The sequence below is a fragment of the Streptomyces sp. NPDC102514 genome (genome assembly GCF_055584525.1).
Genome location: NZ_JBVJLW010000004.1, coordinates 101,010 through 121,438, shown reverse-complemented (window position 1 = coordinate 121,438; position 20,429 = coordinate 101,010). Strand labels below are relative to the sequence as shown.

Here is a 20,429-nt window from a genome sequence, read left to right as displayed (position 1 = left end):
GACAGTCGTTGTCATGCGAACCGAACCTTCTCCCGGCAACCTGCCGGCGCGGGAGCACCTCCCGGCCGGAAATGCCGGTACGCCTGTCCTGGACGTAGTGATCCCCGTCTACAACGAGGAGAAGGACCTCCAGCCGTGTGTGCTCAGACTCCACGAGCACCTCTCCCGCACCTTCCCGTACGCGTTCCGCATCACCGTCGCGGACAACGCGTCCACGGACACCACTCCCCTGGTGGCGGCGCGGCTGGCGGCGGACCTCCCCGAGGTCAGATCGTTCCGGCTGGAGCAGAAGGGCCGCGGCCGGGCGCTGCGGACCGTCTGGTCCGCCTCGGACGCCCCGGTCCTCGCCTACATGGACGTCGACCTCTCCACCGACCTGAACGCGCTGCTCCCACTGGTCGCCCCGCTGATCTCCGGTCACTCGGACCTCGCGATCGGCTCGCGGCTCGCCCGTAGCTCGCGGGTGGTGCGGGGGGCCAAGCGGGAGTTCATCTCCCGTACGTACAACCTGATCCTGCGGGGCTCGCTGCAGGCCCGGTTCTCCGACGCGCAGTGCGGCTTCAAGGCGATCCGGCGCGATGTCGCGCAGGTGCTGCTGCCGCTCGTCGAGGACACCGGATGGTTCTTCGACACCGAGATGCTGGTCCTCGCCGAACGGGCCGGGCTGCGCATCCACGAGGTGCCGGTCGACTGGGTCGACGACCCGGACTCGACCGTGCACATCGTGAAGACCGCGACCGACGACCTCAAGGGCGTGTGGCGCGTAGGACGCGCCCTCGCCACCGGCTCACTGGCGCTGGACCGGCTCGCCCGGCCGTTCGGGGACGACCCGCGCGACCGTGAGATCAGCGGTGTACCGAAGGGCCTGGCCCGCCAGCTCGTCGGGTTCTGTGTCGTGGGCGCCCTGTCCACGCTGTTCTACCTGGTGCTCTACAGCGGCTTCCGTACGTTCTCGGGTTCGCAGATAGCCAACGCGCTCGCCCTGCTCGTCTCGGCGGTCGCCAACACCGCCGCCAACCGGCGCCTGACCTTCGGCGTACGCGGCAAGGGCGGCGCGGTACGCCACCAGGCGCAGGGCCTGGTCGTCTTCGGTATCGGACTCGCCCTCACCAGCGGCTCGCTCGCCGCCCTGAACGCGGCGACGGACGAACCGGCGCACGCCACCGAACTCGCGGTGCTGATCGTCGCCAACCTCGCGGCGACCGTGCTGCGCTTCCTGCTCTTCCGGGCCTGGGTGTTCCCGGACCGGCACGACGAGTCACCGTCGACCGTCGTCGCCTCCCACACACCCGCCATGCCGAACGTGCCGCCGACCGTACCGGCCGGACCCACCTCGCCCGTCTACGCGACGGCGCCGCGGTCCCCGTACGGCACGAACAACTCCTCGTACGGCACGACCGACTCCTCGTACGACCACCAGACCTGGGGGGACCCGACGATGCAGCTGCAGCCGGTGCGCCCGAACGACCACGATCCGAGGGACCCGCGATGACGACGACTCAGCACGAGCAGCCGGATACGGGGGCCGCCGACCCCGTTCGGAGGCCACCCACGTCGACGGCGGTACAGGAACCGTTCACTCCGGCGGAGCCGGCCGCCCCCGAGGACGGCAGCCCCAAGCAGCCCTTCGTACGCCGTCTGTGGCGCGGGCGGCCCGAGGACAACCGCTGGGTGCGCCCCGCGTTCCTCGGCGCGCTGCTGCTGATCGGCGCGCTCTACACCTGGAACCTCACGGCCTCCGGGTACGCCAACTCCTTCTACTCGGCGGCGGCCCAGGCCGGCAGTCAGTCCTGGAAGGCCTTCTTCTTCGGCTCGCTCGACTCGGCCAACGCCATCACCGTCGACAAGCCCCCGGCCTCCCTGTGGCCGATGGCCCTGTCGGTACGGCTGTTCGGCCTGAACTCCTTCGCGATCCTGTTCCCGCAGGTCCTCATGGCCGTCGCCACGGCCGGAGTGCTGTACGGGGCCGTACGCCGCCGGTTCACCCCCGCGGCCGGTTTCCTCACCATGGCGGTGTTCGCGCTCACGCCCGTCGCCGCGCTGATGTTCCGCTTCAACAATCCGGACGCGGCCCTCGCCCTCCTGATGGCCGTCACGGTCTACTGCGTCCTGCGCGCCATGGAGAAGGCCGAGACGAAGTGGCTGCTGTGGGCAGGCGCCGCCGTCGGGCTCGCCTTCCTGGTGAAGACCCTCCAGGCCTTCCTGATCCTGCCGCCCCTCGCGGTCATCTACGCGGTCTTCGCGCCCACGACCGTGCGCAGGCGCCTCGGTCAGGTGCTGCTCTCCGGCCTGGCGATGATCGTCGCGGGCGGCTGGTGGGTGGCCCTGGTCGAGCTGTGGCCGGCGTCCTCCCGCCCGTACATCGGCGGCTCGCAGAACAACTCCTTCCTCGAACTCACCTTCGGCTACAACGGACTCGGCCGCATCAACGGCGAGGAGACCGGCAGTGTCGGGGGCGGCGGCGGAGGCGGCGGCTGGGGCGAGACCGGCTGGGACCGGATGTTCAGCTCGTCCATCGGCGGTCAGATCTCCTGGCTGATCCCGGCCGCGCTGATCGTGCTCGCCGCGGGCATCGCCCTGACCTGGAAGGCGCGGCGGACCGACACGGCCCGTGCCGCGTTCCTCGCCTGGGGCGGCTCGCTGCTGATCACCATGGTGGTCTTCAGCTTCATGCAGGGCATCTTCCACGAGTACTACACCGTGGCCCTCGCCCCGTACGTCGCCGCCGTGGTCGGTATGGGCGCGAGCGTCCTGTGGGAAGAGCGCGGCCGGATGTGGATCTCGCTCACCATGGCGGCCGGAGCCACGGCCACCGCGGTCTGGGGTTACGTCCTCCTGAACCGTTCCTCCGACTACCTGCCCTGGCTCAAGTGGCTGGTCCTGGTCGGCGGACTGGTCGCGGCACTCGGCCTGATCTTCATCGCGCGGCTGGGGCGCAGGCTGTCCCTCGCGGTGGTCGGGCTCAGCTTCGTCGCGGCTCTCGCGGGCCCGACGGCGTACACGCTGACCACGCTGAACGAGGGGCACAGCGGTTCGATCGTCACGGCGGGGCCCTCGGTCTCGGGCGGTCGCGGCGGCCCCGGCGGTGGCATGGGCGGCGGTCCCGGTGGCGGCGGTGGCGGGATGCCGGGCGGCAACCGGCAGGGCGGCACCGGCCAGAACCAGCAGGGCGGCGGCATGGGCCAGCCCCCGACCGGCGGCATGCCGGGCGGCAACGGCCAGCAGGGTCAGCAGAACGGCAATGGTCAGACGGGCCAGAACGGCCAGACCCAGCCGGGTGGCGGTACCGCCGGCGGCACCGGTGACGGTGGCGGGATGGGCGGCGGAGGCGGTGGCGGCATGGGCGGTCTGCTCAACGGCGCGACCGTCAGCTCCGAGGCCAAGGCGCTCCTGGAGAAGAATTCCGGTGACTACACCTGGGCGGCGGCGGCCATCGGCTCGCAGAACGCGGCGAGCTACCAGCTCTCCACCGGCGACCCGGTGATGGCGATCGGCGGCTTCAACGGCAGCGACCCCTCGCCGACGCTGGCCCAGTTCAAGAAGTACGTGGCGGACGGGAAGATCCACTACTTCATCTCGTCCGGCTCCATGGGCGGCGGTGGCGGCAGCGACAGCTCCGGCACCGGGACCCAGATCAGCGAGTGGGTGCAGAAGAACTTCAAGGAGGTGACGGTGGGGTCGTCCACCTTCTACGACCTGACGCAGGCCACGAGCAGCTGACGGTTCGCCCTTGAGGGGCGGTGGCCGGGGCGGAAGTGCCCCGGTCACCGCCCCTTCTGCGTGCGTGCCGGGCGACCCGTAACTGCGTTGTACGCCGTATAAGGCGTGTTCTACGGTGTATGGCATGTCAACTTCCCCAGGCCATCCGCCGGGCCACCCCCAGCGGTGGCTGATCCTCGGGGTGATCTGCCTCGCCCAGCTCACCGTGCTGCTCGACAACACCGTGCTGAACGTCGCGATCCCCACCCTCACCGAGGAACTGGGCGCCGGCACCTCCGACATCCAGTGGATGATCAACGCGTACTCGCTGGTGCAGTCGGGGCTGCTGCTCAGCGCGGGCAGCGCGGCCGACCGCTACGGCCGCAAGAAGATGCTGGTCGCGGGCCTCGTCCTGTTCGGCATGGGCTCCCTCGTCGCCGGACTCGCCGACACCACCGGGCAGTTGATCGCCGCCCGCGCGGGCATGGGCGTCGGCGGCGCGCTCCTGCTCACCACCACGCTCGCCGTCGCGATGCAGATCTTCGCGCCCGACGAGCAGCCGAAGGCCATCGGCATCTGGAGCGCCGTCAACGCCCTCGGCTTCGCGACCGGGCCCCTGCTCGGCGGGTTCATGCTCGACCACTACTGGTGGGGCGCGATCTTCCTGATCAACCTGCCGGTGGTGGCCCTGGCACTCGCCGCCGTGATCAGCCTCGTACCGGAGTCGAAGAACCCGCGCGGCGACCGCCCCGACCTCCTCGGCGCCCTGCTCTCCACGATCGGCATGACCGCCCTCGTGTACGCGATCATCTCCGGCCCGGAACACGGCTGGACCTCCGCCCGCGTCCTCACCACGGCCGCCCTGGCGCTCCTCGTACTGGCCCTCTTCGCCTACTGGGAGAGCCGCATCCCGTACCCCATGCTGGACCTGCACTTCTTCCGGAACCGGCGCTTCACGGGGGCCGTCGCCGGTGCCGTACTGATCACCTTCGGCATGGGCGGAGCGCTCTTCCTGCTGACCCAGCACCTCCAGTTCGTCCTCGGATACGGGCCCCTGGAAGCCGGTCTGCGGACGGCGCCGCTCGCCCTGACCGTGGTGGCCCTCAACTTCACCGGCCTGTCGGCGAAGTTCACCGCGACACTCGGCACACCCGTCTCCATCGCCCTCGGCATGGTGCTGATGTCCGGTGGCCTGGTGTCGATCGCGACCCTCGCGTCGAGCGGGTACGCCGGCACCCTGCTCGGCCTGCTGCTCATCGGCGCGGGCTGCGCGGTCGCCAACCCCGCCATGGCACACGCCATCATGAGCGCGATCCCGCCGGAGAAGGCGGGCGTGGGCGCGGGGATCAACGGCACGCTGGCCGAGTTCGGCAACGGCCTCGGCGTCGCCGTCCTCGGCGCGGTCCTCAACGCCCGCTTCGCCGCGCTGATTCCGTTCGCCGCGGCCTCCCTCCCGGCGACACTCGCCGCCGCGGACTCGGCGGACGAGCGCGCGCGGATCACGGACGGGTTCGCGTCGGGCCTGGAGACCAGCCAGCTGGTGGGCGCGGTGGCCGTACTCCTCGGCGGACTGCTGGCCGCCGCGTTGCTTCGGCGGGCCGAGAGGGCAGACTCCGCGGTGGCGGCGGTACCGATGTGAGGGCCGCCCGGTGGAAATCAGGACTGGGGCGGACCTCGACGGTCCGAGGCGTCCCGGTGCGGAAGTGTCGAGGAAGGTGCGCCATGGTGAGGGCAGTCGACCGGGCCGGGCGCCCGGCACGGACCAGCGTGTGGTTGGAGGGCAAGGCCCCGCGAGGCGGTGGCGCCCGGGGCGGCCAGCCGGCGTCGCTCGACCGGGACCGGATCACCGGGGCGACGGTACGGCTGCTCGACGCGGACGGGCTGGCCAAGTTCTCCATGCGACGGCTGGCCGCCGAGCTGAACGTGACCGCGATGTCCGTCTACTGGTACGTGGACACGAAGGACGACCTTCTTGAGCTCGCGCTCGACGCGATCTACGGGGAACTGGAACTGCCCGATCCCGAGGCGGACGAGGACTGGCGGGACCAGCTTCGCGCGATCGCCTCCGGCTACCGGGCGCTGCTCGTGCGGCATCCCTGGGCCTCGCCGCTCGCCGGGACGTTCCTCAACATCGGGCCCAGGTCGGTCGCCTTCTCGCGGACCGTGCAGCGGGTGATCCGCAGGACCGGGCTGCCCACGCACCGGCTGGCCGGGGCCATCTCGGCCGTCTTCCAGTTCGTGTACGGGTTCGGCACGATCGAGGGGCACTTCACCGCGCGGTCCGCGGAGGCGGGGATGAGTCCCGACGCGTACTTCCAGCAGGCGCTGAGTACGTTGCGGGGGGCGCCCGAGCTCGATGACGTGCTGGAGGAGAGCACGGAGATCATGCGGGCGCGTGGGGGGAGCACGGTGGAGGAGATGTATGAGCGGGACTTCGGGTTCGCGTTGGATCTGGTGATCGCGGGGATCGAGACGGTGGTGCTCCGCGGGGGTGAGGGGTAGGGGTGCGGGTTTGATGCCCGCGACCCCTCAAGACGAAAAGATTGCGCCGTTCCCCGCGCCCCTAAAGTCAAAGGGCTGCGCCGTTCCCCGCGGCCCTGGGGGGTGAAGGTCAAAGATTGCGCCGTTCCCCGCGCCCCTGGGTTGGCTGGGCTGGGGCTATGCCAGGTGGGCGGGGAAGCCGCCTGTTGCTACCGGGCCCCATTTTTCCGGAGTGATGCGGATGATCGACTTGCCCTGCTTGAGCATGGCCTCCCGGTATTCCGCCCAGTCCGGGTGTTCGCCCGAGATGTTGCGGAAGTACTCGACCAGGGGTTCCACCGAGTCGGGGGAGTCGATCACCTCGGCCGTGCCGTCGATCTGGACCCAGGGGCCGTTCCACTCGTCGCTCAGGACGATCAGGCTGACCCGCTCGTCGCGCTTGGCGTTGCGGGTCTTGGCGCGCTCCGGGTAGGTGGAGACGACGATGCGGCCCGAGTCGTCGACTCCGCAGGTCAGGGGCGACCCCTGCGGGCTTCCGTCGGCCCTGCGGGTCAGCAGGATGGCGCGATGACGGGGACGTACGAAGTCGAGCAGCTCGGCCGACGATACGGACGTGTTCGTAGCGATGTTCGGTGCCATGGGGGCAGCCTAGGCGTACAACCGCCCGCCCAGGCTGACCCTGCCGTGCCTACGTCCAGGTCTCTGGCTGTCTGCGGGCTATACCTGCGGGAGCGTCTCGCCCTGTACGGCCTGGATGTCCAGTTCCACCTTCAGCGTCGTGCCGATCGCCGCGATGCCCGCCTGGACGACCTGGTTGTAGTTCATCGCGAAGTCCTCGCGGCGCAGGTCCGTGGTGGCGCGGAAGGCCGCACGGGTGCCGCCCCAGGGGTCGGCGCCGGTGCCGAGGTAGGCGAGGTCGAGGTCGACCGGGCGTACGACCCCGTGCAGGGTCAGGTCGCCGTGGACCGTCCAGCGGTCGCTGCCGGTGGCCGGGGTCAGACCCGTCGAGACGAACCTGATCTCCGGGTGGCGCTCCACGTCCAGGAAGTCGGGCGACTTCAGATGCCCGTCGCGCATGGCGTTGCCCGTGTCGATCGAGTCGGCCCGGATCACCGCCTCCACCCGGGACTTGGCGACCTCGTCCGGGGCGATCTCGATCGACCCGGCGAACTGCGTGAACCGGCCGTGCACGCTGGAGATCCCCAGGTGCTGGGCGACGGCGCCCACGGAGGAGTGGGCCGGGTCCACCGTCCACGGGCCGGGCGGCGGCAGCTCGGTGCCGCCCTGGCGGGCGAGGGTCACGGTGCCGATCTCGGCCCGGCCGCTCGCCGTGACGATGGCGCTCGACGCGACGGGCGCGTACCCGACGGCCGTGACGATCACCGTGTACGCGCCGGGCACGAGCACGACCGCGTCCCGCACGGCGCCCTCCTCGTCGGCCTCGGCACGCACCACCTGGGCGCCCGTCATGTCGGTCACGGTGACGACCGCGTGCGACACGGCCCAGCCGTCCCGCGTACGGATCCGCGCGGTCAGTCCCATTGCTCACAACCTCATCTCGTGGATCCGGCCCGCGGGGCGCGCCTCCGCTCGGGACGCGCCCCACGGGCCGGGGTCTTCAACCACTGCTTCTTCAGGTGGTCCTGTGACTACTCGCCGGGGTGGGCGAGCTTGATGTCGTGGCCGTCCACGCCGCCGCCGCTCACGGTCAGGGCCGTGGCCACCGGCGGGTAGCCGGTCGCGATGACGGTGTACTCGCCGCCGTCCAGGTCGGCGAAGGCGTACGCCCCGTCCACCCCGGTGGTGGCGGTGCCGACCACGTTGCCCGCCGCGTCGACGAGCGTGACCCGCGCGTCGCCCAGCGGACCGGCGGGTGCGTGCACCACGCCCTGGAGCTGCGCTCCGGCGGTCAGCTCGACCTCGACCCGGGTGACCCCGGTGCCGCCGACCTCGACGGGCAGGGCACGGGGGCGGTGTCCGGCGGCGTTCACCGCGACGGTCACGGCACCGGGCACCAGCTCGGCGAAGGTGAACTCGCCCTGCTCACCGGTGGTCCCGGTGGCCAGCACGTCACCGCGCACATCGGTCACGATGACCATCGCGCCCACGACCGGCTGACCGGTCCCGGCGGCCTTCACCGCACCGGCGAGCCCGCTCGTGCCGCTCAGCAGGATGTCGTACGCGAGCGGCTCACCGTTCACGACGACCGTCGAGGCCTGCGGCTGGAACCCGTCCGCGGAGGCGATCAGCACGTACGAACCCGTGCCGGGCGCGTCCACGGCGTATCCGCCGTCGGCCTGGGCGACCGAGCGGCCCAGCTGACGGCCCGCGAGGGAGATCAGCGTGACGGCGGCCCGGGGCACGGGCGCGCTCTCGGCGCCGCGTACGAACCCGTGGACCGGCACCCCGCCGGAACCGGAGCCGGAACCGGCACTCGCGGCGGAGTCGGTACCGGCCGCCAGAGTGGCGACGGCCGAGAGCCGCTGGGTGCCCGCGGGCCCCTGCTCAGGGCCCGCACCGTTGCCGGTGTCGGCGACGGCCCAGCTCGGTACGCGTTCGTCGGTCCCGTTCGGGAAGACGTCGGCCGAGTCGGCCGACGCGGGGGAGATCCCCGCGGGGGAGTCCGCCGCCGGGGCGGTCTCGGCGACAGCGGCGGTACCGTCCGCCTGGGCGGCCTCGGCGGCCTGCGCCAGCCCGCCCGAGGTGCGCAGCGGGACCTCCTTGATGAACAGCGTGACGAGGAAGGCCAGCAGGGCCAGAACGGCCGCGATCAGGAAGACGTCCGCGATGCCGTGCCCGTACGCGCTCTCCATGACCGTGCGCAGCGGCGCGGGCAGCGAGTCCATGTCCGGGATGCTGCCGGTCGAATGGCCGGCCGCGGCGGCGTACTTGGGGTCGATGCCGGTGAGGCCGTCCTTGACGTAGTCGGTGATGCGGTTGGCCATCACCGCGCCGAGCGCGGAGACGCCCATCGCGCCACCGAGGGAACGGAAGAAGGTCACCGTGGAGCTGGCCGCGCCGAGGTCCTGGGGCGCCACCTGGTTCTGCGTGGAGAGCACCAGGTTCTGCATCATCATGCCGATGCCGAGACCCAGCAGCGCCATGAAGATCGCGGTCTTCCAGTAGTCCGTGTCGTAGCGGATGGTGCCCAGCAGACCGAGGCCCGCCGTGATGAGCACGCCACCGCCGACCAGCCACGCCTTCCACTTGCCGGTCTTGGTGATGATCTGGCCGGAGACGGTGGAGGAGACGAACAGACCGCCGATCATCGGGATCGTCAGCACACCGGACATGGTGGGCGACTCGTCCCGGGCCAGCTGGAAGTACTGGCTGAAGAACACGGTGCCGGAGAACATCGCGACACCGACGAAGAGCGAGGCGAGGGAGGAGAGCGCGATGGTCCGGTTGCGGAAGAGCCGCAGCGGGATGATCGGTTCCTTGGCCTTCGACTCGATGAACACGAAGAGCAGTCCGAGTGCGATCGAACCGCCGACCATCGCGTACGTCTGCCACGACACCCACTCGTACTTGTCGCCCGCGAAGGTGACCCAGAGGAGCAGCAGCGAGACCGCGGCGGAGATGAAGAACGCGCCGGCCCAGTCGACCTTCACGTCCCGCTTCACGACGGGCAGGTGCAGGGTCTTCTGGAGGACGATCAGCGCGATGATCGCGAAGGGGACACCGACGTAGAAGCACCAGCGCCAGCCGAGCCAGCTGGTGTCGGTGATGACACCGCCGAGCAGCGGGCCGCCGACGGTCGCGACGGCGAACGTGGCTCCGAGGTAGCCGGAGTACCGGCCGCGCTCACGCGGGGAGATCATCGCGGCCATGACGATCTGCGCGAGGGCGGACAGACCGCCCACGCCGATGCCCTGGACCACGCGGCAGGCGATCAGCATGCCCGCGTTCTGCGACAGGCCGGCGGCGGCCGATCCCAGGACGTAGACGACGAGGGCTATCTGGACGAGCGCCTTCTTGCTGTACAGGTCCGCGAGCTTGCCCCACAGGGGCGTGGTCGCGGTCATCGACAGCAGGGCGGCGGTGACGACCCAGGTGTACGCGGACTGGCCGCCGCCCAGGTCACCGATGATCTCGGGCAGTGCGTTGGAGACGATCGTCGACGACAGGATCGCGACGAACATGCCGAGCAGGAGCCCGGAGAGGGCTTCCATGATCTGCCGGTGCGTCATCGGAGCGCCGTCGGGGGCGCCTCCGTGCTTGGCGTGTGAGCCCCGCACACCGGCTGGTGTGGTCGTTGCCATGGGCTTCCTTTTCTTGTGTTGCGTCATACGGGTGTACGGGTGGTCCGCTCGGCGGGCGCTGCGGCGGGCACGGCCGGTACGGCCGAGGAGGCCGGTACGGACGTCAGGGCCCGGCAGTCGCCGAAGCTGGCGCGCAGTCGGCCGAGCAGGGTGTTGAGCTGGTCGACCTCGTCGTCGGACCAGTCCGCCAGGTAGTGGGCGAGCGCGTTCATATAGCGCTCGGAGAGGTCGGCGAGCATGTCGCGTCCGGCGGGGGTGAGCCGCAGGATGCGGGAGCGCTTGTCGGCGGGGTCCGGGGACCGGTCGATCCAGCCGTGCTCGGCGACGTGTGCGACATGCCGGCTGGTCACCGACATGTCGATGGCCATCAGCTCGGCGAGACGGCTCATCCGCATCTCGCCGTGCCGGTCGAGCAGTGTGAGCACCGCGGCGGAGCCCGCCGGGCACTCGTGCGGGAGGATCCGCCCCAGCCCCCGCTTCACGGCACCGATGGCGCTCAGCTGCTGGGCCAGCTCCTCGTACTGCCGTCGAGCGGCCATCGCACCTCCCTCATGTTCTTTTGTTGCTTCAGGCAACCATAAATACTGTTGGTTGCTGCAGGCAAACGAAATGGGACTCCGCGGCCTAAAACCTTGGCAAAGGCAAGTATTGGCGAACGTAAACCCGCAGTTCAGGCGGTTTTCCAGGGTCCCGGGGCCTCGGGGCCGCCTTCGGTGGCCGGTGGGCCTGCTCGACGCCTGAGTGGCGGCCCTCACCCGGCCGGCCCGATGCCTGGGGTGGCGGCCCTCACTCGGCAGGCTCGATGTCCGGGGCGGTCGGTCGCTCAGCCGCAGCCCGGTCCGCTCGGCGTCCGAGGCGGCGGCCATCGGCCGGTCCGCTGCTCGGTGGCCGGGGCCGGGCCGGCCGCCCTCTTCGGCCCGTCCGGCGTTTGAGGACGAGGCCGCCAGGCCGATCCGGGGTCCGGGGGTGAAGCCCCTGGGGCGGTGCGCACCAGATAGACGGCCCCAAAACTTGGGGCCACCGAACGCACCCGATAGGGTCACGCGCATGGCAAACACCCAGGGCCCCGAGGGCAACTACGACCCCGCGGGTAGCACCCAGATGTTCCGAGCGTTCGTCGACGACCCGCAGAGCCGCCAGCAGCAGCAGGTGGCCACCACCCGGGGTCCCCGGGTCGGCCTGATCGTCGGTGTGATCGTGGCCGTCGCGGTCGTCGCCGTGGTCGCCTGGCTCGCACTCAGGTAACCGCACTTCAAGAGGGCGGAGGGCGCCGCAGGGCGCCCTACTCCCACCGGACGGACACGTCCCGCGTCTCGACATGCATGCCGAGAGGTACGCGCCAGGCGTCGACGCACACCGTCCAGGTCTTCTCCGTCCGGCTGCCCGGAGCGATCGGCACGGGCAGTCGTTCGGCCGACTCGACGGTCGCCCAGTCGATCCCGAGTGCGCCGATGACGTGCGTCCCGAAGGTCACCGTGCCCGAACGCACCGCGGTGCCCCCGGTGTTGCGGAACCCGACGGTGACCTTCTCGCACCACCGCTTGTCGGCGGGCTCCCGCGCGGGCTCACCCACGACCAGCGCGGCGGGGCCGGCGGGCGTGCCCGCACCGGACGTGGCCCCGGTCCCCGAACTCCCGTCACCGCCCCCGGCGTTGCTCGTACCACCGGTACCACCGGTACCACCGGTACCACCGGTACCACCGGCATCGGCCGTACCACTCGTATCGCCCGAGCCGTCCCCGCCGCCCGAAACCGGGCCCGTACGACCGCTGTCGTGTGCGCCGGACGAGCCGGACGTGCCGGTCGAGGACGAGCCCGCGCCGCTCCCGCCCGAGCCGGTGCCCGCGTCCGTGCCGGAGCCCGTGTCCGCGCCCGACCGGCTGCTGCCGCCGTCCGACTCCGAACCCGGTTGCCCCGCACGCCCCTTGGCCGCGGACCCGCCCTCCAGCGGCACCAACTCCACGTCTCCTGTGGGCGCGACGGCCTTCGCGGGCGACGAGGGGCGCTGCACGGCGACGTACCCGTCACCGTCGCCCCCGCCACCACCGATACCGCTGCCGCAGGCGACCAGCGTCACCGCTCCCAGACAGACAACAGCCGCCGAGGCACCCCCAAGGGCCCCTCGGCGACCACGTATCGACTGCTGTCCCACCCGTCGACGCATCGCGCCAGTGTGGCTGACGACCCGTCAATTATGAACCCCTCGGAGAGGTCCTGGGCGGTGGCTCAGTCGGAGATGAGGCCTTCTCGCAGCTGGGACAGCGTCCGCGTGAGCAGCCGGGAGACGTGCATCTGCGAGATGCCGACCTCCTCGCCGATCTGCGACTGCGTCATGTTGGCGAAGAAGCGGAGCATGATGATCCGCCGTTCGCGGGGCGGGAGTTTGGCCAGCAGGGGCTTCAGGGACTCGCGGTACTCGACGCCCTCAAGGGCCGTGTCCTCGTAGCCGAGGCGGTCCGCGAGCGAGCCCTCGCCGCCGTCGTCCTCGGGGGCCGGGGAGTCGAGGGACGACGCCGTGTAGGCGTTGCCCACCGCCAGGCCGTCGACCACGTCCTCCTCGGACACGCCCAGCACGACGGCGAGTTCGGCGACGGTCGGCGAGCGGTCCAGCTTCTGGGAGAGCTCGTCGCTGGCCTTGGTCAGCGCGAGCCGCAGCTCCTGGAGCCGGCGCGGGACGCGCACCGACCACGAGGTGTCCCGGAAGAAGCGCTTGATCTCACCCACGACCGTCGGCATCGCGAACGTCGGGAACTCCACGCCCCGTTCGCAGTCGAAGCGGTCGATCGCCTTGATCAGGCCGATCGTGCCGACCTGGACGATGTCCTCCATCGGTTCGTTGCGCGACCGGAACCGGGCGGCCGCGTAACGCACCAGCGGGAGGTTGAGTTCGATGAGGGTGTCCCGCACATAGCCGCGCTCAGGACTGTTCTCGTCGAGTGCGGCGAGCCGCAGGAACAGGGAGCGGGACAGAGTGCGGGTGTCGATCACTTCCGGGGTCGGGGGGAAGGCCGGGGCTTCCGCGGCCGGGATGGCCGGAACCTCGACAACGACACTGTGAAGCACGTCTGGCGCGGATTCGCTCTTCGTGAGCGTGAGCACCTTCGAGCTGCCCTGGTCTGCGGACATGCCACCCCCTTTGGGTCGCGGACGGTCGCGGCGGAACGCTCCCGTCGAAGGAACGCAGCCTCCACCTGAATACCGGAGGCGGGGCTGCGGCAAACGCGTCACCGGAAGAATGTCACATGTCGGCAACACGCTGTAGTGACATGTCGACACAAGAGGGGTGAATAAGCCCTGGAAAAGGGGGGTCTGACGGTTTTTCACCGCAGAAATGACGGGAAAAGGCCTTGGAAGCGATTCGCTCCCCGGAGCTACGCCTCGATCCTGTTTGCGGATCGAAGCCGAGCGAAGCTACGGGCGAGGAGCCTTGACACATGCATCTGCGAGACACCCAGTTCAGCGCTGATCTGTGACTGCGTCAGATTGCTGTAGTAACGCAGCAGAAGGATGCGCTGCTCGCGCTCGGGCAGTTGGACGAGCAGGTGCCGTACGAGGTCGCGGTGCTCCACACCGTCCAGTGCGGGGTCCTCGAAACCGAGCCGGTCGAGCAGCCCCGGCAGCCCGTCGCCCTCCTGGGCGGCCTCCAGGGAGGTCGCGTGGTACGAGCGGCCGGCCTCGATGCAGGCCAGCACCTCGTCCTCGGTGATGCGCAGCCGTTCGGCGATCTCGGCGGTCGTGGGCGTGCGCCCGAAGCCCGTCGTGAGGTCCTCGGTGGCGCTGTTCACCTGCACCCACAGCTCGTGCAGCCGGCGCGGCACGTGGACCGTGCGGACGTTGTCGCGGAAGTACCGTTTGATCTCGCCGATGACGGTGGGCATCGCGAACGTCGGGAACTGCACGCCCCGGTCGGGGTCGAAGCGGTCGATGGCGTTGATCAGCCCGATGGTCCCGACCTGGACGACGTCCTCCATGGGCTCGTTGCGGGACCGGAAGCGGGCGGCGGCGTACCGCACGAGCGGGAGGTTCGCCTCGATCAGCGCGGCCCGCACGCGGCCGTGCTCGGGGGTGCCGGGCTCCAGGTTCTTGAGCTCTCCGAAGAGGACCTGGGTGAGGGCCCGGGTGTCGGCCCCGCGGCGCCGCTGCGGGCTCTGGTCCGGGGAATCGCCCGGCTCGTCGAGCCGTTCGAGGGCCTGCGGCTTCTGCTGGGGAGGTGCTGGTGCTTGAGGCGCGGTACTGGCCGGCACGGTCAACTCCACCTCTGGGTCCGTCAACCCGTGAAAACACAAGTCCGAACGACGTCCGTCAGACACATGCGTCAACTCATCGGTCAAAAGCGGTCATAGCATCACAAGACATGTGCACTGTGTGCAAGCACCTCATCACTCCGTGTTGAGCCCCGCTCCGGGTCCGGCGGTATGAAAAAGGCATGAAAGAACCCCCCGCCGTTCGGGCGAGGGGCCGGTGTTCCGTGGACGTGCTGTGCCGAGCCGGTGCCTGGCCGGTGTCGCGCCGCGCCGGGCTGTGCTGCGCCGGGCTGTGCTGCGCCGTGTCGCGGCTCAGAACGCGTAGTCGGCGATCACCCACGTGGCGAACTCGCGCCACAGTGCGACGCCGGCCTGGTGGGCGGGGTGCTCCAGGTACCGCTTGAGGGCGTCCATGTCCTCGACCGCCGAGTTGATCGCGAAGTCGTACGCGATGGGCCGTTCGGTGATGTTCCAGTCGCACTCCCAGAACCGCAGTTCGGGAATCGACCCGCCGAGCGCACGGAAGGCGGCGACGCCCTCGACGACACGGGGCTCGTCCCGCTCGACACCTTCGTTGAGTTTGAAGAGGACCAGGTGGCGGATCACATGCACTCCCAGGACGAACAGGGACACGGGGACACGAAGTGGGCGTGGGGGGACGGCAATGGTACGGCCGGCAGCCCTCGGCCCGGCCTAGTCCTTGGCCCCGTCGGCGATCCAGGTCATGAAGTCACCGACGGACTGAGCGGCGTTCGAGATGCCTTCGAAGCCTATCTGGACGTAGTCCGCCGCTCCTTCAGGGTCGGTGATGATCACGTACAGCGCGAAGACCACGACTACGTAGACGGCGATCTTCTTCGAATTCACCGCCATCGCGGCCTCCCCGTGTGCCTGCTGACTGTGCCCGCTGCCTGCTGCCTGTGCCCCTAAGGCCGTTGTGCCTGGCGGGACCCCTGGTGTCGGCGGCGAGTGTAACCCCGGGCAGTTGATCTGACGATCTTTCAATGGGGCGGGGCAGGACAGCACGAAGGGCCCGGTCCAGTGGACCGGGCCCTTCATCTATCTGCGGTAGCGGAGGGATTTGAACCCTCGGTGACTTGCGCCACACTCGCTTTCGAGGCGAGCTCCTTCGGCCGCTCGGACACGCTACCGAGAGAGATCCTAGCCCACGATGGGCCGTGCTCGGAAATCGGTTCAGCGGCTCCTGAAGAACTCCGTGAGCAGCCGGGCGCACTCCTCGTCGAGCACTCCGGCGATCACTTCGGGCCGGTGGTTGAGCCGGCGGTCGCGTACGACGTCCCAGAGGGAGCCGGCCGCGCCCGCCTTCTCGTCCCGGGCGCCGTAGACGACCCGGTCCACGCGGGACTGGACGAGCGCGCCGGCGCACATCGTGCAGGGTTCGAGGGTGACGACGAGCGTGCAGCCGGTGAGCCGCCACTCCCCGGTCCTCGCGGCGGCCCGGCGGATCGCCAGCACCTCGGCGTGGGCGGTCGGGTCACCGGCCGCCTCACGCTCGTTGTGCCCGGTGGCGAGCACCGTCGTGCCGTCCGGGGCCAGCACCACGGCGCCGACGGGTACGTCCTTGCCGCGGCCCGCGAGTCCGGCCTGCTCCAGGGCGAGCCGCATCGCGGGCCGCCAGCGGTCGCGTACGGGATCTTGTGCCGGATCTTGTACGGGAACGGGTACGGGACCGTCGGCGGGGTCCGGTTCCTCCTGCGTGTTCGACGGATTCAGCGGACGGTCTCCAGGACCTCTGCCGCCCCGAGGGCCTCGGCGATCTCGCCGAGTGCGTCGGTGCTGTCCAGGGCCAGCAACTCCTTCTCGTTCACACCGAGATCGGTGAGGACCTCGCGGTCTCCGATGGGTCCGGACGGCACGGTCTCCCCCTTGGAGGTGGTGCCGACGTCGTCCTCTTCGTCGTCGTCGGCCTCGTCCTCGGGTTCACCGTCCTCCGTGCCGTCGAGGTCGAGGGAGTCCAGGTCGGCGACATCGTCGTCGCCGGGCTCCCGTCCGAGCAGTTCGTCCGTGAGCAGGATCTCGCCGTACGAACTGCGGGCCGCGGCCGCGCCGTCCGAGACGTAGATGCGAGGGTCCTCCTCGCCGTCCACGCGGACGACTCCGAACCACGCGTCCTCCTGCTCGATGAAGACGAGCACCGTGTCGTCGTCGACCGAGGCTTCGCGGGCCAGGTCGGCTAGATCCGACAGGGTCTCCACATCGTCGAGCTCTGTGTCGCTCGCTTCCCACCCGTCTTCGGTGCGCGCGAGCAGTGCGGCGAAGTACACCGTGACTCTCCCACTGGTCCTAGGCGTGCCGGTTGGGGGTCCCCCCGGCGGAGGTTGTGGGCGGGGGATACGTGCTCCGAGCCCCGCCCACTCGGAATCGTGGCAGAAACAGAGCGTTCAGGAGAGGTCTTCGGCTCGCTGTGTCCCGGTCGCGTTCCCACGCCCGGTCGCGTGGCGCGTGCGTCACGCCACCGCATGGCCTCACCTGGGCGCCCGGCGCCCACCGACAGCGGGATCGTACGCCGCCGACCCCCGACTACATACGCGCCTGCCCCGAGCACTGCCCGGCGGGTCGCACCACGATGCCCCAACGGGCGGGTCGGGGGGCTGGCAGGGGGCTGGTCGGGCGCACTTCGCCGGGCGGGCGGGCGCTGGGGGCAGGGGTCCTGGGGAACCTGAGGGCCAGGAGGGTCAGGAGGGTTGCGGCTGCCCGGGCGCTGGGCGGGCACCCAGGGCCGGCCACATGCGGCGAGGCGCCGGGCCACAGCTGCCGGCAGCAGGGCACTCGTCCTGCGGCCACCGGCCGGGTTGGCTCCTGGTCGGCGGCCGCACTGCGGCAGCACGGTCGTGTCGGCGTCCGGCCTGCGGCTGCATGGCGGTGGTGCATCCGTCCGGGATGCCTGTGGCGGCGCACCCGGCCGCGGGTGCTGCGGTGCTCGACCGCAGCCCTCATGGCTGTCGGCGGTCGGGCTCCCGGCTCACGGTCGCCGACCGAACGGCGTCTGGCGTCTTGCGTCTGGCTGACGGCTGCCCGCCGGTCGGGCTCCCGGACTGCGGCTGCTGTTGCTGTCCGTGCTGGGCCGTGCCGGCACCGGCCGGGCGGCTGTCGGCAGTGACGCTCCCGGCCTGCGCTCACTGGGCGTGCGGGCGCTCGCACGCCGCTGTTCGGCACGGCGATCGGCTCACGGTTGGCGGCCGTGCCGGCTCCCGGCCCAAGGTGTCAGCGGTGGGCCCCCGGGGCCTGCGGCTGCCAGCCCAGCCGGTGCCAGGCCCCCGGCTGCCCCCGGGTGGCGGGCCCTGCTGGTGCCCCGGCCGTGGCTGTGGCCGCACCGCGGCGGGGTGCCCGGCCCGCCACCGCAGGCCGCGGGCTCGTCCTGGTGTCGCTACCAGCGGAACGTGCGCATGCGCATGGCGTGGCGCAGGCGGGCCGTTTTCGCGCGGCGTGGCTGCACCCTGTCGCGCAGCTCGCGGGCCTCCGTGAGTTCCCGCAGGAACTGGGCCCTGCGCCTGCGGCGCTGGGCGTCGCTCTCCAGGTCTTCCCGGTTCTGTCGCTCCGGGTCCGGCATCCGCAACACCCCCAGTCGGTCACTCCCACTTTCCCCCCGACGGGCGGTTTGATGCCAGCGGAGGTTTGCGCGGTGGCATCGGCGAAGTGTTCTCGAACCGGGTGGCGACGGGCGACGGGCGCCCTGGACGGGCCCGGATACCCTGGTGGACATGCGTCTCCACGTCGTCGACCACCCCCTGGTCGCTCATAAGCTCACCACGCTGCGCGACCGCCGCACCGACTCCCCGACCTTCCGTCGGCTCGCCGACGAGCTGGTCACCCTGCTCGCCTACGAGGCCACGAGGGACGTGCGCACCGAGCAGGTCGACATCGAGACCCCGGTGTCCGCCACCACGGGCGTCAAGCTGTCCTACCCGCGCCCCCTCGTCGTACCGATCCTGCGCGCCGGCCTCGGCATGCTCGACGGGATGGTGCGCCTGCTGCCGACCGCCGAGGTGGGTTTCCTCGGCATGATCCGCGACGAGGAGACGCTCCAGGCGTCCACGTACGCGACCCGTATGCCCGAGGACCTCTCCGGGCGCCAGGTGTACGTCCTGGACCCGATGCTGGCCACCGGTGGCACCCTCGTCGCGGCGATCCAGGAACTGATCAAGCGCGGCGCCGACGACGTGACGGCCGTGGTCCTGCTCGCCGCCCCCGAGGGCGTCGAGGTCATGGAGCGCGACCTCGCGGGCGCCCCGGTGACGGTCGTGACCGCGTCGGTCGACGAGCGCCTGAACGAGCACGGCTACATCGTCCCGGGCCTGGGCGACGCGGGCGACCGTATGTACGGCGCGGCCGAATAGCGGCCGAAGAACCGAAACCGACCGGACCGATCGGACCGCCGTCTTCGGCGGTCCTCACCGGTCCTTCTTCAGCAGCTCTTCTTCAGCAGTCCTTCTTCGTCGAGGGCGCCGGTTCGGGCCTGGCCAGAGCGGTCAGCGCCTTGTCGGCGTCCTCTTTCGTCGTCAGGGCCTTGTAGGCCTTGCCGAGGATCAGGTCGACCTCCACGGCCCTGGCCCGGGTGTCGGTCTTCAGCTCGACACCGGCGAGCTGGGTCGCGACGACGGGAAGCGCCGCGTCGGTGGCCGCCTTCGCACCGAGCACGATCCCGGTCCCGTCGACCTTCTTGTCGTACGCCTTCGTCGCGTTGCCCACCTCGCCGATCTTGAAGCCGCGCTTCTTCAGCGCGTCCGCGGTGTCCTTGGCGAGGCCCTTGCGGTCCGTGGCGTTGAGGACGTTCACGGTGATCCGGCCGGGCTCGGGCGGGGCCTTGAAGGGGCTCGCGGAGGGCGAGGGCGACGTCTTGCAGCCCGGTGCCGACCCCGCCGCGGACGCCTTGTCGCCGCCGCCCGTGAAGACGTCGATGAGCTGCAGGGTCCCCCAGCCGGCCAGTCCGAGTGCGGTGACGGAGGCGGCGACCGCGAGCACGATCCTGCGGCGCCCCCGGTTTCTGCGCATCCGTGGGTACTTGTCCCCCGTGATCCGGTACTGGCCGCCCATGCCAGGGGGAGTGAGCATGCTCATGGGCGCAGCGTAGTGCGCCGAAGCGACGATGCCTACTAGATGATCATTGACCGGGGTCCAGTCCAACCCGAAAGGGCCAACCCGGGCAGGGGGCGGCCGGGCAGGGACCGACCCCGGACGGGTCGGTGCACACGCGGGCCGAGAGGGCTCCCCGGGCAGCCGTCGGCCACCCAGGGGTGAACCGGGCCGGGCGAAGGAGGGACTCAGTCCAGTTCGAGGACGCGGGCGTGGAGCACCTGGCGCTGCTGGAGCGCGGCGCGGACGGCGCGGTGCAGGCCGTCCTCCAGGTACAGGTCGCCCTGCCACTTCACGACGTGTGCGAAGAGGTCGCCGTAGAACGTGGAGTCCTCGGCGAGCAGCGTTTCCAGGTCGAGCTGGCCCTTGGTCGTCACCAGCTGATCGAGGCGGACCGGGCGCGGCGCGACATCCGCCCACTGCCGGGTGCTTTCCCGGCCGTGGTCGGGGTACGGCCGTCCGTTTCCGATGCGCTTGAAGATCACACGGAAAGCCTACCGGCCAAGAGCTTCCGGGCGCAGCCATGGCGCCGGAGTGCGACGCTGGAAATGACGTCGTAAATATGGGCAAACCGGTAATTCTCCCAGATCACCCGTTCATGATCCGTTAGGAAACGGCCCGAGAACGGTCTCGGGAAACCCGGGAACAG

The 20,429-nt window shown here is 70.6% G+C and carries 20 protein-coding genes and 1 tRNA gene; 6 read left to right on the top strand and 15 right to left on the bottom strand.

Features of this window, described 5'->3' with window-relative positions; translation table 11 throughout:
* Positions 1 to 13 precede the first annotated feature (13 nt).
* The 4 genes from ACZ60E_RS11930 (at position 14) to ACZ60E_RS11915 (ending at position 6,201) form a co-directional block, all read left to right on the top strand.
* Positions 14 to 1,492 (top strand): bifunctional glycosyltransferase family 2/GtrA family protein, encoded by a 1,479-nt coding sequence (locus ACZ60E_RS11930; RefSeq protein WP_384806619.1) that lies wholly within the window; start codon positions 14 to 16, stop codon positions 1,490 to 1,492.
* Positions 1,489 to 3,720, top strand: a complete 2,232-nt coding sequence (locus ACZ60E_RS11925; protein ID WP_469439803.1) for an ArnT family glycosyltransferase — start codon at positions 1,489 to 1,491, stop codon at positions 3,718 to 3,720. Before ACZ60E_RS11930 ends, ACZ60E_RS11925 begins: the two co-directional genes overlap by 4 nt.
* A gap of 124 nt (positions 3,721 to 3,844) precedes the next feature.
* The gene (locus ACZ60E_RS11920) at positions 3,845 to 5,338 is read left to right on the top strand and encodes an MFS transporter (RefSeq protein ID WP_469439801.1); all 1,494 of its coding nucleotides are present in this window, start codon (positions 3,845 to 3,847) and stop codon (positions 5,336 to 5,338) included.
* 83 nt (positions 5,339 to 5,421) lie between these two features.
* Complete coding sequence (locus ACZ60E_RS11915; RefSeq protein WP_469439799.1) at positions 5,422 to 6,201, top strand: TetR/AcrR family transcriptional regulator; 780 nt, start codon at positions 5,422 to 5,424, stop codon at positions 6,199 to 6,201.
* A gap of 156 nt (positions 6,202 to 6,357) precedes the next feature.
* Here ACZ60E_RS11915 and ACZ60E_RS11910 read toward each other — a convergent pair whose 3' ends face one another.
* The 4 genes from ACZ60E_RS11910 to ACZ60E_RS11895 all read right to left on the bottom strand — a co-directional run bounded on the left by ACZ60E_RS11910 (position 6,358) and on the right by ACZ60E_RS11895 (position 10,981).
* Positions 6,358 to 6,819, bottom strand: a complete 462-nt coding sequence (locus ACZ60E_RS11910) for a PPOX class F420-dependent oxidoreductase (RefSeq protein ID WP_469439797.1) — start codon at positions 6,817 to 6,819, stop codon at positions 6,358 to 6,360.
* Positions 6,820 to 6,897: 78 nt separating this feature from the next.
* Positions 6,898 to 7,722 carry a YceI family protein gene (locus ACZ60E_RS11905; RefSeq protein WP_469439795.1) on the bottom strand — a complete coding sequence of 275 codons (825 nt, stop codon included), beginning with the start codon at positions 7,720 to 7,722 and terminating at the stop codon, positions 6,898 to 6,900.
* A gap of 107 nt (positions 7,723 to 7,829) precedes the next feature.
* Positions 7,830 to 10,370: an MFS transporter gene (locus tag ACZ60E_RS11900; RefSeq protein WP_469440446.1), complete on the bottom strand. Its 2,541-nt coding sequence runs from the start codon at positions 10,368 to 10,370 to the stop codon at positions 7,830 to 7,832.
* A gap of 95 nt (positions 10,371 to 10,465) precedes the next feature.
* Positions 10,466 to 10,981, bottom strand: a complete 516-nt coding sequence (locus tag ACZ60E_RS11895; protein ID WP_469439793.1) for a MarR family winged helix-turn-helix transcriptional regulator — start codon at positions 10,979 to 10,981, stop codon at positions 10,466 to 10,468.
* A 508-nt stretch (positions 10,982 to 11,489) separates the two neighbouring features.
* Here ACZ60E_RS11895 and ACZ60E_RS11890 point away from each other — a divergent pair.
* On the top strand, positions 11,490 to 11,687 hold the full coding sequence (locus tag ACZ60E_RS11890; protein ID WP_384806603.1) for a hypothetical protein: 198 nt from the start codon (positions 11,490 to 11,492) through the stop codon (positions 11,685 to 11,687).
* A 37-nt stretch (positions 11,688 to 11,724) separates the two neighbouring features.
* On the opposite strand, the gene ACZ60E_RS11885 is transcribed toward ACZ60E_RS11890, so the two are convergent.
* From ACZ60E_RS11885 to ACZ60E_RS11845, 9 genes are all read right to left on the bottom strand, one after another.
* The gene (locus tag ACZ60E_RS11885; RefSeq protein WP_469439791.1) at positions 11,725 to 12,519 is read right to left on the bottom strand and encodes a hypothetical protein; all 795 of its coding nucleotides are present in this window, start codon (positions 12,517 to 12,519) and stop codon (positions 11,725 to 11,727) included.
* Between the two features lie 149 nt (positions 12,520 to 12,668).
* On the bottom strand, positions 12,669 to 13,568 hold the full coding sequence (locus ACZ60E_RS11880; RefSeq protein ID WP_210881343.1) for an RNA polymerase sigma factor SigF: 900 nt from the start codon (positions 13,566 to 13,568) through the stop codon (positions 12,669 to 12,671).
* 245 nt (positions 13,569 to 13,813) lie between these two features.
* The gene (locus tag ACZ60E_RS11875; RefSeq protein ID WP_384806599.1) at positions 13,814 to 14,686 is read right to left on the bottom strand and encodes an RNA polymerase sigma factor SigF; all 873 of its coding nucleotides are present in this window, start codon (positions 14,684 to 14,686) and stop codon (positions 13,814 to 13,816) included.
* 312 nt (positions 14,687 to 14,998) lie between these two features.
* The gene (locus tag ACZ60E_RS11870) at positions 14,999 to 15,292 is read right to left on the bottom strand and encodes a Dabb family protein (RefSeq protein ID WP_469440444.1); all 294 of its coding nucleotides are present in this window, start codon (positions 15,290 to 15,292) and stop codon (positions 14,999 to 15,001) included.
* 87 nt (positions 15,293 to 15,379) lie between these two features.
* Positions 15,380 to 15,559 (bottom strand): hypothetical protein, encoded by a 180-nt coding sequence (locus tag ACZ60E_RS11865; protein WP_384806597.1) that lies wholly within the window; start codon positions 15,557 to 15,559, stop codon positions 15,380 to 15,382.
* Positions 15,560 to 15,752: 193 nt separating this feature from the next.
* Positions 15,753 to 15,837, bottom strand: a tRNA-Ser gene (locus tag ACZ60E_RS11860).
* A gap of 43 nt (positions 15,838 to 15,880) precedes the next feature.
* Positions 15,881 to 16,312 carry a tRNA adenosine(34) deaminase TadA gene (gene tadA / locus ACZ60E_RS11855; protein ID WP_384806595.1) on the bottom strand — a complete coding sequence of 144 codons (432 nt, stop codon included), beginning with the start codon at positions 16,310 to 16,312 and terminating at the stop codon, positions 15,881 to 15,883.
* Positions 16,313 to 16,416: 104 nt separating this feature from the next.
* On the bottom strand, positions 16,417 to 16,971 hold the full coding sequence (locus ACZ60E_RS11850) for a tRNA adenosine deaminase-associated protein (protein WP_384806593.1): 555 nt from the start codon (positions 16,969 to 16,971) through the stop codon (positions 16,417 to 16,419).
* A 1,103-nt stretch (positions 16,972 to 18,074) separates the two neighbouring features.
* Positions 18,075 to 18,257, bottom strand: a complete 183-nt coding sequence (locus ACZ60E_RS11845; RefSeq protein WP_107020608.1) for a hypothetical protein — start codon at positions 18,255 to 18,257, stop codon at positions 18,075 to 18,077.
* Positions 18,258 to 18,408: 151 nt separating this feature from the next.
* Here ACZ60E_RS11845 and upp point away from each other — a divergent pair, with 151 nt between their 5' ends.
* Positions 18,409 to 19,044, top strand: coding sequence for a uracil phosphoribosyltransferase (gene upp, locus ACZ60E_RS11840; protein WP_107020537.1), 636 nt, complete (start codon positions 18,409 to 18,411; stop codon positions 19,042 to 19,044).
* An 82-nt stretch (positions 19,045 to 19,126) separates the two neighbouring features.
* On the opposite strand, the gene ACZ60E_RS11835 is transcribed toward upp, so the two are convergent.
* Together ACZ60E_RS11835 and ACZ60E_RS11830 are read right to left on the bottom strand one after the other, a co-directional pair.
* Positions 19,127 to 19,765: a LytR C-terminal domain-containing protein gene (locus tag ACZ60E_RS11835; protein WP_469439784.1), complete on the bottom strand. Its 639-nt coding sequence runs from the start codon at positions 19,763 to 19,765 to the stop codon at positions 19,127 to 19,129.
* A gap of 203 nt (positions 19,766 to 19,968) precedes the next feature.
* Positions 19,969 to 20,265 (bottom strand): type II toxin-antitoxin system VapB family antitoxin, encoded by a 297-nt coding sequence (locus ACZ60E_RS11830; protein WP_003999914.1) that lies wholly within the window; start codon positions 20,263 to 20,265, stop codon positions 19,969 to 19,971.
* Positions 20,266 to 20,429: the final 164 nt, after the last annotated feature.

Coding starts and splice junctions, on each gene's coding strand:
- ACZ60E_RS11930 (WP_384806619.1), top strand. CDS start 14: ATGCGAACCGAACCTTCTCCCGGCAACCTGCCGGCGCGGGAGCACCTC.
- ACZ60E_RS11925 (WP_469439803.1), top strand. CDS start 1,489: ATGACGACGACTCAGCACGAGCAGCCGGATACGGGGGCCGCCGACCCC.
- ACZ60E_RS11920 (WP_469439801.1), top strand. CDS start 3,845: ATGTCAACTTCCCCAGGCCATCCGCCGGGCCACCCCCAGCGGTGGCTG.
- ACZ60E_RS11915 (WP_469439799.1), top strand. CDS start 5,422: ATGGTGAGGGCAGTCGACCGGGCCGGGCGCCCGGCACGGACCAGCGTG.
- ACZ60E_RS11910 (WP_469439797.1), bottom strand. CDS start 6,819: ATGGCACCGAACATCGCTACGAACACGTCCGTATCGTCGGCCGAGCTG.
- ACZ60E_RS11905 (WP_469439795.1), bottom strand. CDS start 7,722: ATGGGACTGACCGCGCGGATCCGTACGCGGGACGGCTGGGCCGTGTCG.
- ACZ60E_RS11900 (WP_469440446.1), bottom strand. CDS start 10,370: ATGACGCACCGGCAGATCATGGAAGCCCTCTCCGGGCTCCTGCTCGGC.
- ACZ60E_RS11895 (WP_469439793.1), bottom strand. CDS start 10,981: ATGGCCGCTCGACGGCAGTACGAGGAGCTGGCCCAGCAGCTGAGCGCC.
- ACZ60E_RS11890 (WP_384806603.1), top strand. CDS start 11,490: ATGGCAAACACCCAGGGCCCCGAGGGCAACTACGACCCCGCGGGTAGC.
- ACZ60E_RS11880 (WP_210881343.1), bottom strand. CDS start 13,568: ATGTCCGCAGACCAGGGCAGCTCGAAGGTGCTCACGCTCACGAAGAGC.
- ACZ60E_RS11865 (WP_384806597.1), bottom strand. CDS start 15,559: ATGGCGGTGAATTCGAAGAAGATCGCCGTCTACGTAGTCGTGGTCTTC.
- tadA (WP_384806595.1), bottom strand. CDS start 16,312: ATGCGGCTCGCCCTGGAGCAGGCCGGACTCGCGGGCCGCGGCAAGGAC.
- ACZ60E_RS11845 (WP_107020608.1), bottom strand. CDS start 18,257: ATGCCGGACCCGGAGCGACAGAACCGGGAAGACCTGGAGAGCGACGCC.
- upp (WP_107020537.1), top strand. CDS start 18,409: ATGCGTCTCCACGTCGTCGACCACCCCCTGGTCGCTCATAAGCTCACC.
- ACZ60E_RS11835 (WP_469439784.1), bottom strand. CDS start 19,765: ATGAGCATGCTCACTCCCCCTGGCATGGGCGGCCAGTACCGGATCACG.